Genomic DNA, 15,810 nt, shown 5'->3' with positions numbered 1-15,810 from the left:
CAGCCTTTGTGTTTTTTTGTAAATTTAAAGAGGGGTGCCTTCATTAGTTTTAAAACGGTACTCTAAGTATCGATAAGCGTCCCTTGGGAGCACTTTTATCCAGCGTTTATACTTTAAAAACCATTTAAAACGAATTGAAAGCCATCCTTTAGTAATATAAGCAGCTATAAAGGGGTGCGCATTCAGTACAATGCGCCCAGTATAGGCTTCCTCCTTAATAATGCTTTCAAGCTCAATGTTTATCTTATCGATAAGAACAATAGGAGCTTCAATTTCACCCTCTTTACTTGGGTTCTCTTCTTTGGTCTTGATGTTTAGCTCTTGGCGCACTCTTTGCCTAGTAATCTGTATCAGTCCAAATTTGCTTGGCGGAAGTATCTTGTGTTTAGCGCGGTCTTCAGCCATCTCATCTCTCAGATGGTCAAATAAAATCCGGCGGTTCTCGCTACTTCCCATATCAATGAAATCAACTACAATAATACCCCCCATATCACGTAGGCGCAACTGGCGCGCTATTTCAGTAGCAGCAATAAGGTTTACTGATAAGGCAGTAGTCTCTTGGTCATTGTTTTTATTGGAGTGATTTCCGCTATTTACGTCTATTACGTGTAAGGCCTCAGTGTGTTCGATTACCAGATAAGCTCCTTTAGGCATTGAAACAGTCCTGCCAAAGGCTGTTTTTATTTGTCTTTCTATATGAAACTTCTCAAATATAGGCACCGATGAACGGTATAACTTCACTATATTCTCTTTTTCAGGTGCAATCTCCTGTACATACTTTACTATCTGATTGTAAAGCTGCTCATTATCTACATGTATCCCTGTGAATGAGTCATTGAATAAGTCCCGAAGTATAGCTCCTGTACGGTTTACCTCACTCATTACTTTTGAGGGGTATACTGCCTTCTGAATCTTCTTACACATCAAAACCCAACGGTTAAACAGCCATTGCAAATCCTTGTCTAGTTCCGCTACTTTTTTACCTTCAGCTACAGTCCGAACTATTACACCAAATCCTTTAGGCTTTATGCCTTGCAAAAGCTTACGCAGGCGCTCCTTTTCCGCTTTCCCCTCTATCTTCTGCGATATCGATATACGATCAGAAAATGGTACAAGCACCAAATAACGACCCGCAATAGATAGTTCCGAACTAATACGCGGACCCTTAGTCGAAATAGGCTCTTTAACTATCTGCACCAAAATAGGCTGATTAGGCTTCAATGTATCAGCCACCGAACCATTCTTATCAATATCCGGCTCTAAAGGAAAATCTTTTAATGAAAAATCCTTTAACTTCCCCGAAATTACCCATTTAATGAATTTAAGCAGAGAAGCTAATTGAGGGCCTAAGTCGTGATAGTGTAGGAATGCATCCTTCTCATATCCCACATTCACAAAAGCAGCATTTAAGCCTTGTATAGGTTTGCGCACTTTCGCAAGCATTATATCACCTACACCCAGTCCATTGCTGTCTTCTTCTTTATGAAGCTCAATAAGCCTACCATCTCTAAGCAAAGCAAAATCTACGTAAGAGGAGCCAGAACGAATAATTAATTCTTTTTCCACTTTGTTGGATTTTTTAGTTAATAAATAAATGTACTTTATTTTACAAACCTTTAAATAATCTTTTGGATATTCTTAAGGTTGCTTTTAAGCAAGAAAAAGTAGTTAAAAACTACTTTTTCTTTTTGTGGCGATTAGCTCTCGCTCTTTTTTTACGTTTGTGGTTAGCCACTTTATGTCTTTTTCTTTTTTTTCCGCTTGGCATAACTTTACTATTTTTATATGATTAATATTAATTTACTTTTACGTTGTCTTTTACGGCATCAACAAACTGTTGTGCGGGCTTGAAAGCCGGAATATTATGTGCCGGAATAATTATTGTAGTGTTTTGAGAAATATTACGTCCTGTCTTTTCTGCTCTCTTTTTTACTACAAAACTACCAAATCCGCGCAAATACACATTATTGCCGCTCTCTAAAGATTTAATAACCTCCTCCATAAAAGTTTCAACCGTTTGCTGCACATCGCTCCTGTCAATCCCTAATTTGTCGGAAATTCTCGCTACAATTTCTGCTTTTGTCATCTTTGTATATTTTTAATTTTTTGTGAATATTCTTTTGTAATTGGGCGCAAAGATACGAATTAAATATTTAATAAACACTATGTTAGCACATATTTTTTTAATTTTTTATTTCAATATTTCTCGTAAATAACTTGCAAATGTTTGATTATTAAGTGTTTGAGAAGTTTTAGCAAATTCAAATTGATGATTAGTTACAAAGGCACAATTTTTTTATTTTACTAAGAAAAATAACTTTTATAACACTATTTCTCTTCACTCTCCAAACAGAAAATTTTTCTGTTAGAGCTACCATAGAGGAAGCATAGAGGAACCATAGAGCTTAACCAAAGGATTAATAAACTGTCAGTTTCTGCCAAACAACCCAAAAACAGAAAAATAATCTATTTTTTACCCTAAAAACAGAAAAACCTATCAGCACGCTTTTCCTCCATTTCTCACCCCTTTACCTCCTGCCTAATTATAAATAAAATGGCACACTAATTGCTTCTCTCACCTATTATATAAATAGTTGAAATATGAAACAATTAAAAAAACTCTTACTCTTAACCTTAACCACCCTGTTCGCTACCCCTATAATAGCACAAACTACCGATGATAATTTGCCATTCAAAAATGGCGAATGGCTTCGTTTTAAAGTAAAATACGGTATCTTTAACGCAAGTACCGCCACTATGCAGCTGGTCGAAGAAATGTATAATGGCGAAAAAGTATATCACGCCATAGGCAAAGGCTCTACCACAGGTTTAGCTCGTGTCTTCTTCCGTGTCGATGATATTTATGAAAGCTATTTTGGCATTACCGATGGTAAGCCTCGCCTTTTTGTGCGCAATATATACGAAGGCGGCTACACCAAGCACCTCAAAATGTACTTTAATCACTCCGATAACAAAGTCAAAATACACAACATCGAGAATGGCGCCATTACCGAAATTAACTTTCAACCTGGTTTGCATGACGTCATATCAGCTTTCTACGCCCTCCGTCACTATCCCGATATCGATAACCTAAAAACAGGCGACCAGATAACTCTTGATATGATATTTGATGACGACGAAATATACAAATTCAAACTCAAATTATTAGGCCGCGAAAGCCTCAAAACAAACTTCGGTACAGTCAATACAATAAAATTTTGCCCACTAGTACAAGATGGTCGCGTATTCAAGGAAGAAGAAAGCATCACAATGTGGATTACCGATGATAAGAACAAAATCCCAGTAAAATTAAGGGCTGCACTACGCGTAGGCTCCTTAGTAGCCGAACTTGATGGATTTAATTTTTTAAAGCACGAAACTAAATTAAAAAAATAAATTTAAATAAAGTTAGGCATTTCAAAAAGATTACGTATATTTGTGCCCTGAAAAAAAGTCTCTTAAAAAACAAAATAAATAAAGAACTACGACTATGAAAAACTTATTTTTAGTGCTTTCACTATGTTTGGCTTGTTCTTCCTATAGCCAAGATGCTAATGTGAGAAAATTAATGAAACTCGCCGAGAAAGGCGATACCCAAGCACAAATAGAATTAGCCGATGCTTATTTTAATGGTAAAGGTGTAAAGCGCTCATTCCAAGATGCTGTTACTTGGCTTCAAAAAGCAGCCGAAGCAGGAGATGCCCAATCTCAATACCAATTGGCTACCTGTTACCTCGAAGGTAAAGGTGTTTCTAAATCTGATGAAGCTGCTGTACAATGGCTTGAAAAAGCAGCCTCTGCAGGCATACCTGCAGCCCAACGCCAATTAGCTCTATGCTATCGTGATGGGCGCGGAGTTGCTCAGTCCAACGAAAAATACTTCACTTGGATTGAAAAAAATGCCGATAACGAAAAACCTGAAGTACAGTTAGATCTTGCCAAAGCCTATTACAATGCCGATGGCGTTAAAAAAGATATCTCTAAAGCCCGTTTATGGGCTGAAAAAGCAGCCAAAAAAGGCAATGCCGAAGCTGAATATCTATTAGCTTGGTGGAACTACCAAAATAATCCTAACAGTAACGATGCCCTACAAAGTCTCCTCAAAATCGCCGAAAAAGGCAATGAAAATGCACAATACACCATTGCCCAAGCCTACCTCAAAGGGAATGGTTTTCAGCGTTCAGAAGAAACTGGTATCGACTGGCTTGAAAAATCTGCTGCCAAAGGTAACTCCGATGCACAATACACCCTAGCCAACTACTATTTCTATGGCAATAGCCCTCTAATAGGCAAATCCTACAAAAAAGCAATTGATTATTATACCAAAGCAGCTGCCAAAGGCAATGCAGCAGCTCAACGTCAGTTGTCAGTATGTTTGTATAATGGAGTAGGAGGTACTCAGTCATTTCGTGATGCCTTTAACTGGATATCAAGGTCACTGAACTCAGAATCTACCCCTGTTGCCGAAAATAATTTAGGAGTGTGCTATGCTACCGGTAATGGTACTCGTACTTCTGCTCCACAAGCCATTGAGCTATTCCAAAAAGCTGCCGATGCTGGTGATGCTATGGCAATGTATAACTTAGGAGCTATCCTTTTAGAAGAAGGACAACTTGATGTTAAAAAAAGCTTTGAATACCTCGAAAAAGCAGCCGCTAAAAACAATTTATTGGCACTTAAAAAATTAGGTGATTTATATTACAGTGGTAAATATACTAACCAATCCGAAGAACGTGCTTTTGAATATTACAACAAAGCAGCACAACAAGTGCCAACACCTCAAAATGAAACTTTAGATTACTTTTTCCAACAGCAGGATGAAGCTTATAGTGATGTGTTCTATATCCTATCTCAGTGCTATGCCAATGGTAAAGGTGTAAAAAAATCAGTTAAAGATGCAGAGGTGTGGGCAATTAAAGCAGCCGAACTATCTAACAAAAACGCTTTTGAATGGTTGTTGAAAAAAGTAGATGCTAATGATCCTAAAGATCCTGCTTCTCCTGCTGTAATCCTTACAGTAGCCGATGGCTTGTTCTATGGCAAAGGTTCTAAAAAGAACAACGATAAGGCTTTTGCACTTTATGAAAAATTAGCTAAACAAGAGAATACAGCTGCTCAAAAACGCCTTGTTGAGTTCTATTTAGATAATAAAAATCCTAAAAAAGACTTAGAGAAAGGAATTGCCCTACAAGAAAAAATAGCTAAAAAAGGCGATACCGAAACTCAGTTAAGTTTAGGTAAATACTATCTTACCTTAGTTCCTGATACTACTACCCCTACTACTCAAAGAGTACAACCCAAACCTCAAACAGCTACCAACACTTCTACAACTACTCAACCTCGCAGAGGAGAGATAGCAATGCAGCACCGTTCGGCTATCAAAGCTGATGTACACCCTTCTGAACCTAAAAAAGGAATGAAATACATCAATGAAACTAAAGGGGTGTTTTGGCTTCAAAAAGCAGCCGAACAAAATAATGCCGATGCTCAAAATGAGTTAGGTAACTATTATGATGCAAAACAAGACTTTGCTCAAGCAATAAATCATTACCAAAAAGCAGCACAACGTAACTTGCCTGCTGGCCAATATAACTTGGGTAATTGTTATTATAATGGTACTGGTGCCGAACGTTCTTATGACAGAGCTGCCGATTTGTATAAGCAAGCAGCTCGTGAAGGCTACGCGGCTGCACAATACCGCTTAGGTCATTGCTACTATCATGGCGAAGGTATTGCACAGTCAGATAATCGTGCAGCCGACTGGTTCGAACAAGCTTGTGATAACGGTGAACAACGCGGATGTGAAATGCTTAGAGTAGTTACTACAAAAAAGTAGAAAACACAAAATAGAAAATAAAAAATAGCAATAAGAGGTTACTGAACCTGATAAAAGTTCAGTAACCTCTTTTATTTTTTTGCAAATTTAAAAAAACTTTTATACCTTTGTCCCCTTGAAAAACATTTAACTAAAAAACACGCTTAATAATAAGAATATGAAATTAGTAAAATATACCTTCAGCACTATTACTTGTTATCTAATGAGTGCTTTTGTCCTCAATGCTCAAAATACATCCAATAACAACACCCAAAAAGATACTATTAACAAAACCAATATTACTACATCTATCCAAAGAACAGAAGGACTTAATAGGCTTAATGATAATCCCAATGCTAAAAAATATGATGAAAAATGGCTAAAAGAACTTTCTAATTCCGATCTCTTTTATCAAATGAGTGAAGATGTAGCAGCTTCCCCTACCAATGTCGATTATAATGAGCTTCCTACCGAACTTCTCAAAGAACGCCTTGAAAAGCTAAACCAAAAAACTCCTTTCAATGTAGAGTATAATCCTGTTTTAGAGCAGGTGATTAAGTCATTTCTCAAAAATCGCCGTTCATCTTTAGAGCGTCTAATGAGCTTGAGTGATTACTACTTCCCTATGTTCGAGCAGGAAATGAGTAACCAAAAAATCCCTTTAGAAATTAAATACCTCGCTATTATTGAGTCTGCATTGAATCCTAAAGCCCGTTCACATGCAGGAGCTACAGGCTTGTGGCAATTTATGTATACTACTGGTAAAAGTTATGGTTTAGAGGTGAATAACTATGTCGATGAACGCAGTGATCCTATTCGTGCTACTAAGGCAGCAGCTAAATATCTAAAAGAATTATACCAAATATTTGGCGATTGGGATTTGGTTTTAGCAGCTTATAACTCTGGTCCTGGTAACGTAACCAAGGCTATACGCCGTTCTAATGGTAAAACCAATTACTGGAACTTGCGCCCCTACCTTCCCAAAGAAACAGCAGGTTATGTACCTGCCTTCTTAGCTACCCTCTATATTTTTGAATATGCCAAAGAACACGGCTTTAAACCACAACGTCGGGCGAACCATTTATTCGAAACTGATACCATAAGGGTAAAACAAGCAGTGCCATTTAAGAATATAGCCGAAATTACAGGTATGGATGTGCAAGAAATACAATTCTTTAACCCTTCATACCAGCTTGATGTAGTACCCTATGTTGAGGGGCGTAACTATGCCTTGCGCTTGCCCATTTCCGAAATTGGCAAGTTTGTAGCCAATGAACAAACTATTTATAGTTATCTTAGTGAAGAAAACTCTAAAAGAGAAAAACCACTTCCTGAAGTACTAAAAGGCGATGTAGGGAAAGGCAAAAAAGTTACCTATACAGTTAAAAAAGGAGATAACTTAGGTAAAATAGCTACCCGTCATGGGGTAAGTGTATCAAATATAAAGCGTTGGAATCGTATGCGCAATAATAGCGTAAGGGTAGGCCAGCGTCTCACTATTTACAAATAAGCGTGAAACAAAAAACAACACTACTGAAACTACTAAGCTTGTTTTCCGCAGTACGGGGCTATAATATTGTAATGGTATGTATAGCCCAATATTTAGCGGCTATCTTTGTGCTTTCAGGACTCGGTTGGCGCGAAGTAATTACTGATACTTCTTTGTTTATGTTAGTGCTAGCTGGGGCTTTGGCAATAGCAGGAGGATATATAATCAATGGCTTTTATGACCAAGAAAAGGATCTCATCAATAAGCCCCTAAAAACAATGATTGATCTGCTAGTGAGTCAGCACACACGGCTTACACTTTATTTCCTTCTGAACTTTTTATCAGTAATTGTTGCAAGTTATGTCTCTTTTAGGGCAGTACTCTTCTTCTCCTTGTATATTTTTGGGATATGGCTGTATTCACATCGTATCAAGAAAATAGTAATATGGGGCAATCTTACATCTGCAGGCTTGGCTATCATTCCCTTTTTTGCAGTATTTGTTTATTATCGTAATTTTGATCATAGTATCTTTTGCCATGCTATGCTCATATACTTGCTTATTCTCATCAAAGATTTTGTAAAAGACCTTCAAAATATTAAAGGCGACTTAGTTCATAACTACCCTACCATACCAGTAGTCTATGGCGAACTATATTCCAAAAGGCTCATTACCTTAGCAGTATTGCTCAGCTATCTTCCTTCATATCTCTTACTTGCTTATTTTAATATAGGAAAGTTGTATTATTTCTTGTTTTTTATGCTTGTTTATTTAGTAGTGTTTTTAGCGTTGCTCTGGAAGGCTACTACCCAGCGCCGCTATGCCCTACTTTACAATATGATGAAGTTTATATTAGTAGCAGGAGTATTGGCTACAGCTAATTATTAAAGAGTAAAACAAAACATTGCAACTATTTTTATAGTTAAAAACAAAAAAACGACTTTTAAGTTTGTTATTTGAAAAAAAGTTTTTAATTTTGCGGTCTAATAATTTAAAAAACTAATATTATATGGAAGCAGCGTGGATTATAGCTATTTTCTTTATAGGCTATTTTTGTATTACTACTGAACACCAAATAAAAGTTGATAAAACAATTTCAGCTTTAGCTATGGCAGTAGTGTGCTGGACACTCTTAAAAGTGTTTAATCTTGATGTAGTCGAGGTTGTAAAAGGAGTATTGGTACCTGTAAATCCAGCCGATAACCCTACGGCTATTGATCAAGCCCTACAACATCATTTGGCTGAAACAGCCGAAATCTTATTCTTCTTAATCGGTGCAATGACCATTGTTGAAGTGATTGATATGCACCGAGGTTTTGAGATTATCAAACGATTTATCCGAACACGTAGTAAAACAAAACTCTTGTGGATAATGAGTATTATTGCTTTCTTCCTTTCAGCAATTATTGATAACCTTACTACTACCATTATTCTAATTACTATCTTGCGCAAGCTAATACCCGACCACAAAGAGCGTATTTGGTATGCCTCAATAGTTGTTATAGCTGCCAATGCTGGTGGTGCGTGGTCTCCTATAGGTGACGTTACTACTACTATGTTATGGGTGAAAAACAAAGTAAGTGCTGCTAAATTGGTAGAATATGTATTAATTCCTGCAATAGTATGTTTAGTAGTGCCTTTAGTTATTGCTACATTCTTACCTGTATTTAGAGGAAAAGTAGATAGCCCTGAAAGTGGTAAAGGACTTATTTATAAAAGTAGTATGCCAGTGCTTATTATTGGTATTATATCCATTATATTTGTTCCTATTTTTAAATCATTAACACATTTGCCTCCATATATGGGGATGCTATTTGCGTTAGCTACAATGTGGCTTGTTTCAGAAAAAATGAAACCTACAAGTGAACTTAATGAAGAAGAACACGAAACATTTGGTATACATCGTGCTTTAGGGCGTATTGAGTTTTCAAGTATCTTATTTTTCTTAGGTATTTTATTGGCAGTAGCATCATTACAAACCATAGGTACTTTGTTTAACTTTGCTCAAACACTTAACCAAACTATCCCAAGTGAAAATGTAGTGGTATTGTTGTTAGGTATAGCTTCTGCAGTAATTGATAACGTTCCTTTGGTGGCTGCAAGTATGGGTATGTTCCAAGAAGGATTGGATGCTGGTATTTGGCATTTCATAGCCTATGCAGCAGGTACCGGTGGTAGCTTGCTTATCATTGGTTCGGCAGCGGGTGTTGTAGCTATGGGTATGGAGAAAATTAGCTTTTTCTGGTATGCTAAAAATATACTATGGATGGCATTGTTAGGCTTTATTTTAGGTTATCTTACTTTGGTAACTTTTGAAGCTTTACACCTTTTTGGATAAGAAATAACAAAGGATGAAGAAAATATCACTTTGTGAGGGAAAGAGTTTGCAGCTATCAGGGTCTAAGTCGGAGAGTAACCGCGCCTTATTGCTGCAAGCTCTTTATCCTTTTCTAAAAATAAGTAACCTATCAACTGCTGATGATACAGCGCTATTACAGCAAGCTTTGCAGTGTAATACCCCAACTGTTGATATACACCATGCTGGTACAGCAATGCGTTTCCTTACAGCTTATTTTGCTATGCAAGCAGGTAGGCAGGTACTGCTTACGGGATCTGAACGTATGCGACAGCGCCCTATAGCCCCTTTAGTTGAAGCATTGCGAGCATTGGGAGCTAAAATAAGTTATACTGAAAAAGAGGGTTTCCCCCCTTTATACATAGAAGGACAAGAACTTGAGGGCAACCAAGTGAGTATAGAGGGCAGCCTTAGTAGCCAGTATATTACAGCCCTACTGCTTATAGCTCCTAAATTGCCTAACGGACTTACTTTGCAACTTACAGGTGAGTTTACTTCTTTACCTTATTTGCAGATGACCGTAGCTTTTTTAAAGTACCTGTTAGGAGCTGATAAAGTGCTTTTTCAAGGGAATACTATTATTGTAAAGCCTGTAAAAGAACTGAAAGAGCAGCATTGGCAGGTGGAGTCGGATTGGTCATCAGCTTCATATTGGTATAGTTTTGTAGCGCTCTCGGCAGTGGGTACAAGCTTGCGTTTGAAGCATTTTAAAGAAGATAGCTTGCAGGGGGATAGTGCTTTGCAGGGGCTTTATACTTTTTTTGGTGTGCATACTACCTTTCAAGGTACAGAAATAACCCTTACCAAGAAAACAGAGCCTATAAAGGCTGTTTTTGAGGCAAACCTTAATAACACTCCTGATATAGCCCAAACTATAGCAGTTACTTGTTGCGGATTGGGCTTGGAGGCTACCCTTACAGGGCTACATACACTAAAGATAAAAGAAACAGATAGGCTACAAGCTTTGCAAACGGAACTAAACAAATTAGGGGCAGAGGTAACGATTACAGATGATAGCCTACATTTAAAGGCTTGTAAAAAGCTAACACCTGGTGCAGTAATAGCTACTTATAATGACCACCGTATGGCAATGGCATTTGCACCACTATTGCTAAAAACTACCTTAGAGATAGCCGATAAGGAGGTAGTGAGCAAATCATATCCTGAGTTTTGGGATGATGTAGAGGAGGTTTTGGTAGTTAGGTAATGTTTTCTAATTAATCATTCATAAATTATCATTGAATAATATTTATAATTATATAAAGCAGCATAAATGGGCTGCTATTTTTTTCTTCGCAGCGTGGCTACTCATTGCTGCATACGGGTTTGTGCATTTGCGCTTTGAGGAAGATATTACCAAAGTATTACCGCAAAATGATAAAACTACCCTTACTGCCAAAGTGCTAAAACAACTGAATTTTGCTGATAAAGTATCGGTGATAGTGAGTACTGAAAAGGGGGGAAGTACTGCCGATATGCTATCGGTGGGGGAACAGCTACGAGATACCCTTAGCACTTTTACTAACTATATTACTGGGATACAAGGAGTAGTAGCCGAAGATGAAATAGAGGCTACATGGGAGTTTGTGTATGAGCATCTCCCTTTATTTTTGGAAGAACAAGACTATGCTTATATAGAAGGTCGTATTGCTGCTGATAGCTTGCAGGCAATGGTACAAAGCCAGTATCGCACTTTGCTGACTCCGGCGGGTATGGTAGCCCAACAGTATATAAGGAAAGACCCTTTAGGGCTTACCTTTAGAGGGCTACAGAAATTACAAACCCTTAATGCAGCTGCTGATTTAAAACTGCAAAACGGCTTTCTTACTACTACTAATGGGCAGCATATTCTTTTTTTTCTCAATCCTAAATATGAAGGTAATGACAGCGGTCATAATGCTGAATTTGTACAAATCCTGAACCAACTACAGGATACCATAAATGCCCAAAATGAGGGCAAGGTGCGCACTTACTTCTTTGGAGCACCTTTTGTGTCGGTTAGTAATGCTTCACAAATAAAAACCGACATTATTTCAACCGTATTTATTTCGCTTACAGTACTGTGCTTACTACTGATGTTTTTTTATCGGAGTGTGTACGTACCTTTTATTGCTTTTATCCCCTCGGTATTTGGGGTGCTTACGGCTTTGGCTGTATTGTATGTGCTTAAAGGTAGTATATCGGCTATATCGGTGAGTATGGGGGCTGTACTGCTGGGCGTAACTATTGACTACTCACTACATATACTTACCCATTACAAGGTAGTTCATAATACTAAAGAGCTGTACAAGGCTGTTACCCTGCCTATACTGCTTAGTAGTGTAACTACGGCTATTTCTTTTTTGTGCTTACTGTTTGTACACTCGGAGGTGATGCGCGATTTGGGTATATTTGCTTCTGTAGGTATTATGGTATCGGCGGGGCTATCATTGGTGTTGGTGCCTCATTTTTACAGAAACAATAAGAAAGTGGTAGTACGTAAGACTTTTTTGGATAGGGTAGGGGCTTACCCCTTCCATCAGAATAAGTGGGTGGTGGCTGTGTGCTTGGGGCTTATAGGCGTGAGTTTTTTCTTTTTTCAGAAAGTAAAATTCAATGGTGATATTGCTGCTATCAACTATATGAATGAGCGGGCTAAAACAGCCCAATTACAGTTGGAAGCTATTACTGATAGTGGTTACCAATCGGTATATGCGGCGGCTTATGGCAATACACTTGATGAGGCGTTGCAGCATAATTACCAGCTGTACCAAGCCCTTGAACACTATGAGGCTACTGATAGTATTAGGCATTTTAGTTCGGTAGCGCGTGTGGTATTGCCGCAAAGTGAACAACAACGCCGTATTGACCAGTGGCAACGCTTTTGGGCGGAACATCAATCTTCTTTGGAGAAACAACTACAAGTGTACGGAGCTGCGGTGGGCTTTAAGGAGCGTACTTATGCTCCTTTCTTCGAGCTGCTAAATGAGGACTTTGGGGTTATAAATCTTGCTACTTATAAAGAGCTATCGGCATTGCCTATTGATGATTTTATTAGTGAAAAGGATGGTTTTTACACTATTGCCAACTTGGTAAAGCTACGGGCAGAGGAGCGTGAGGCTTTTATTGCTTCGGCAGAGAAAAATACTCCAACTATAGTGATAGACCGCAAGCACTTGAATGAGACTTTTTTGGGCAAACTTAAAGATGATATATTGCTGCTGGTGAACTATTCATCTGTTGCTATTTTTTTAATATTACTTTTCTTTTTTAGGCGTATAGAGCTGGCGCTACTTGCTTTGGTACCTATAGCGATTACGGGGGTGGTTACGGCTGCCTTGATGTACTTTTTGGGTATAGAGTTTAACGTGTTCAGTATGATTGTATGTACGCTTGTACTGGGGCACTCGGTTGATTTTAGTATTTTTATGACTTGTGCCTTGCAGCGGCAGTACACTAATGGTAGGAATGAGTTGCCGGTGTATAAAACATCGGTGTTATTGGCATCGATTACTACTTTTTTGGCAATAGGTACGATGGTTTTTGCTAAACATCCTGCATTAAAATCGATAGCGGCGGTATCGGTGTTGGGTATTTTTACTGCATTGGTTATTACTTTTGTGTTTTATCCTACTTTATTTGGCTTTTTTATTGGGAGTCGTCCTAAAAAGGGGCTTTCGCCGGTGAGTTTGCGATTGTTGTTGCACTCGGTGGTGTTATTGTTGTATTACGGCATTTCGTCGGTAATTCTGTCCAATATAGGTTGGCTTATAGTGAAGTTGCGCCCTAAGAGCAGTTTGGGAGTGAGGAGAGTAGCGGCGTGGCTTACACAATCGGTACTGTACTTGAATCCTTTTGTGCGAAAGCGTGTGGAGAATCCTGCCAGTGAGCATCTTGCAAGGGCGCAGGTGGTGATAGCGAATCACAGTTCGTGGCTGGATACCCTGGCGATGAGTATGTATACTTACAAGCTTAGTTATATGGTGAATGACTGGGTGTACAACTCGGTAGTATTTGGGCGTTATGTGCGTGCTATGGGCTTTTTTTTGGCTTCGAACGGTATAGAAAAGGGTCTTTCTTTATTTGGCAAAAATATAGAAGAGGGGGTATCGGTAATGATATTCCCCGAAGGGAAACGCTCGGAGAGCAATGAGGTACACCGGTTTCACAAGGGAGCTTTTGTGATAGCGGATGCTTTTAAAGTGGCTATATTGCCGGTGTATATTCATGGTACGGCTGAGGTGCAGCCTAAGGGTGATTTTATTATTTACGATGGGGCGATAACGGTAGTAGTAGGGGAGCCTATTGAGGCTGATGAGATGCGTTATGGCAGTAGCCCCAGAGAGCGTGCTAAGGCTATAGGGGCGGCTTATAGGGAGAAATTCTTGGCACTACGCAAGCGATTGGAAGGGGTGGATTATCTTAAAAAGAAACTATTTTTGAACTACTTATACAAGGATGCTGAGGTGGTGCGAGCTGTGAAGGCTGATTACCAGAAGCATAGGCAGGCGTATTGGGAGTTGGTACATTCATTGCCTGAAAAGGCGAAAATAGTGCGAGAGGGAGATGATTATGGTGCGCTGGACTTTTTGCTGTTATACACTTATCCGCAACGTGAGGTGGTGGCTGTGATAGCTGATGATGAGAAGCGAGCTGTGGCTGAGCAGAGTTATCTTCTGAAAATACGTAAGCTGCAGTATGTGAAGGAGTTGCCAGAAAGAGACTGGGGAGAGTGGATTTTTGTAAGAAGGTAAGAGATAAGAGGTAAGAGGTAACAGATAAGAGGGGAGCAAGAAGGAGAAAGAAGAGAAGGAGGAGAGGGTAATTGATAATTGAGAAAAATGAGGGAAAAATGGTGAAAGAATGGGAATAGTGTGGTGTTTGGGGGATTTTGTTGCGATTTTCGCAAAGAGAAAGTTCGGGTGATAGATGGCTGATTATTAGCTTGGTAACGGTTATCCTTCGTTTATAGTTCGTTTATAGTTCGTTATTCGTTCGTTTATCCTAAGGGATAGCTGGTAGGAGCTTGGGGGAAGGGTGGAGGTGTAATGAGCTGATTATTAGGGGAGAGAAGTTGGGAGATAGGGGAGAGTGTGAGGGAAGATAATTTTGAGGAATTCGCAATTTAGTTGGGGGGTAGGAGTTAGAAGATAGGAGATAGGGTAGTAGGTGTTTAACTATTAATGATTATCGGATTGAAAAGAGTAGTATTTTTATTTTTTGTGGTATTGGTTATAGAAGGATGCGGCAAAGAGCAAATAAGGGCAGAGAAGGCTATGTACTTTTGGAAAACACAGTTGGTGCTTACAGATGAGGATAGAGCTTTTGTGCAGAAAAACGCTATCAAAAAGCTGTATGTGCGCTATTGTGATGTAGGGCTGGTGAATGATGAGCCTGTGCCTATAGCCCCTGTGCAGATAGATACTGCGAGCATACAAACAATGAGTGTGGTGCCTGTGGTGTACCTTAAGAATGAGATATTTATGGATATTCGGCAGGAAAATTATATAACAGAACTGGCGGGACACTTGACTAATTATATAGGGCAGATAAACAAGAAATACGGGATTACAACCAATGAGTTGCAACTGGATTGCGACTGGACATTGAAAACGAAGGAGGCTTACTTTCGGTTTGTAGAAGAGATGAAGGAAAGGAATAGGGGTTGGAGATTTTCGGCAACTATTAGGCTGCATCAAGTGAAATACTACGAGAAGACGGGGGTACCACCGGTGGATTACGGGGTGCTGATGTATTATAATATGGGACAGATAACGGCTATGGGAGGTAACTCTATTTATGAGAGAAGCACAGCCAAAGGGTATATTAAAAGACTAAAAGAATACAAGTTGCCGCTAAATATAGCCCTGCCGATGTTTAGCTGGGGGGTACACTCGGTTAGAGATGAGGTAGTGAACTTGATAGGCGGGCTTACGGCAGAAGAGATGAATGCGATAGAAGGGGTAAGACTTACTGAGGTGCCTAATGTGTACAAGGTGGAAAAGCAGACTTATTACAAAGGGAGGCTTTGGCAAGTAGGGGATAAGATAAAAATAGAAGAAGTGAATGAAGGGCAAAGAGAGGAGATGCTTAAGGACTTGGGAGAAGTGATGAGGGAAGCCCCTAAGGAGGTGATTTATTTTAGGTGATGTGTTAAAAAAGTCATAAAATT

10 protein-coding genes are annotated in these 15,810 nt (G+C 39.0%); 8 read left to right on the top strand and 2 right to left on the bottom strand.

The genetic code is table 11. The annotated features are described in order from the left end of the window. Window positions 1-24: 24 nt before the first annotated feature. A complete protein-coding gene (locus tag C4H12_RS08120) occupies window positions 25-1,566 on the bottom strand; it encodes a ribonuclease E/G (RefSeq protein WP_106098480.1) in 1,542 nt (513 codons plus the stop codon). A gap of 229 nt (window positions 1,567-1,795) precedes the next feature. Then, window positions 1,796-2,086, bottom strand: coding sequence for an HU family DNA-binding protein (locus C4H12_RS08115; protein ID WP_106098479.1), 291 nt, complete (start codon window positions 2,084-2,086; stop codon window positions 1,796-1,798). A 515-nt stretch (window positions 2,087-2,601) separates the two neighbouring features. On the opposite strand from C4H12_RS08115, the gene C4H12_RS08110 reads away from it, so the two are divergent. The 8 genes from C4H12_RS08110 (at window position 2,602) to C4H12_RS08075 (ending at window position 15,787) form a co-directional block, all read left to right on the top strand. After that, a complete protein-coding gene (locus C4H12_RS08110) occupies window positions 2,602-3,396 on the top strand; it encodes a DUF3108 domain-containing protein (RefSeq protein ID WP_106098478.1) in 795 nt (264 codons plus the stop codon). A gap of 94 nt (window positions 3,397-3,490) precedes the next feature. Further along, window positions 3,491-5,836, top strand: a complete 2,346-nt coding sequence (locus C4H12_RS08105) for a tetratricopeptide repeat protein (RefSeq protein ID WP_106098477.1) — start codon at window positions 3,491-3,493, stop codon at window positions 5,834-5,836. A 157-nt stretch (window positions 5,837-5,993) separates the two neighbouring features. After that, window positions 5,994-7,325: a lytic transglycosylase domain-containing protein gene (locus C4H12_RS08100; RefSeq protein ID WP_106098476.1), complete on the top strand. Its 1,332-nt coding sequence runs from the start codon at window positions 5,994-5,996 to the stop codon at window positions 7,323-7,325. 71 nt (window positions 7,326-7,396) lie between these two features. Further along, window positions 7,397-8,191: a geranylgeranylglycerol-phosphate geranylgeranyltransferase gene (locus C4H12_RS08095; protein WP_254424846.1), complete on the top strand. Its 795-nt coding sequence runs from the start codon at window positions 7,397-7,399 to the stop codon at window positions 8,189-8,191. A 121-nt stretch (window positions 8,192-8,312) separates the two neighbouring features. Continuing rightward, window positions 8,313-9,641, top strand: a complete 1,329-nt coding sequence (gene nhaD / locus C4H12_RS08090; protein WP_106098474.1) for a sodium:proton antiporter NhaD — start codon at window positions 8,313-8,315, stop codon at window positions 9,639-9,641. Window positions 9,642-9,654: 13 nt separating this feature from the next. Continuing rightward, complete coding sequence (locus C4H12_RS08085) at window positions 9,655-10,866, top strand: 3-phosphoshikimate 1-carboxyvinyltransferase (protein WP_106098473.1); 1,212 nt, start codon at window positions 9,655-9,657, stop codon at window positions 10,864-10,866. 31 nt (window positions 10,867-10,897) lie between these two features. Further along, on the top strand, window positions 10,898-14,392 hold the full coding sequence (locus C4H12_RS08080) for a 1-acyl-sn-glycerol-3-phosphate acyltransferase (protein ID WP_106098472.1): 3,495 nt from the start codon (window positions 10,898-10,900) through the stop codon (window positions 14,390-14,392). Window positions 14,393-14,833: 441 nt separating this feature from the next. Next, window positions 14,834-15,787 carry a hypothetical protein gene (locus C4H12_RS08075; protein WP_254424732.1) on the top strand — a complete coding sequence of 318 codons (954 nt, stop codon included), beginning with the start codon at window positions 14,834-14,836 and terminating at the stop codon, window positions 15,785-15,787. Window positions 15,788-15,810 lie beyond the last annotated feature (23 nt).

The sequence above is a fragment of the Capnocytophaga sp. oral taxon 878 genome, from assembly GCF_002999135.1.
Taxonomy (GTDB): Bacteria; Bacteroidota; Bacteroidia; order Flavobacteriales; family Flavobacteriaceae; genus Capnocytophaga.
The sequence above is the reverse complement of the archived record's forward strand: the minus strand, read 5'-3'. Positions and strand labels throughout refer to the sequence as shown.

Bases quoted from the DNA above. Each gene is read 5' to 3' on its own strand.
- C4H12_RS08115 (WP_106098479.1), bottom strand. From the start codon at position 2,086: ATGACAAAAGCAGAAATTGTAGCGAGAATTTCCGACAAATTAGGGATT.
- C4H12_RS08110 (WP_106098478.1), top strand. From the start codon at position 2,602: ATGAAACAATTAAAAAAACTCTTACTCTTAACCTTAACCACCCTGTTC.
- C4H12_RS08105 (WP_106098477.1), top strand. From the start codon at position 3,491: ATGAAAAACTTATTTTTAGTGCTTTCACTATGTTTGGCTTGTTCTTCC.
- C4H12_RS08100 (WP_106098476.1), top strand. From the start codon at position 5,994: ATGAAATTAGTAAAATATACCTTCAGCACTATTACTTGTTATCTAATG.
- C4H12_RS08095 (WP_254424846.1), top strand. From the start codon at position 7,397: ATGGTATGTATAGCCCAATATTTAGCGGCTATCTTTGTGCTTTCAGGA.
- nhaD (WP_106098474.1), top strand. From the start codon at position 8,313: ATGGAAGCAGCGTGGATTATAGCTATTTTCTTTATAGGCTATTTTTGT.
- C4H12_RS08085 (WP_106098473.1), top strand. From the start codon at position 9,655: ATGAAGAAAATATCACTTTGTGAGGGAAAGAGTTTGCAGCTATCAGGG.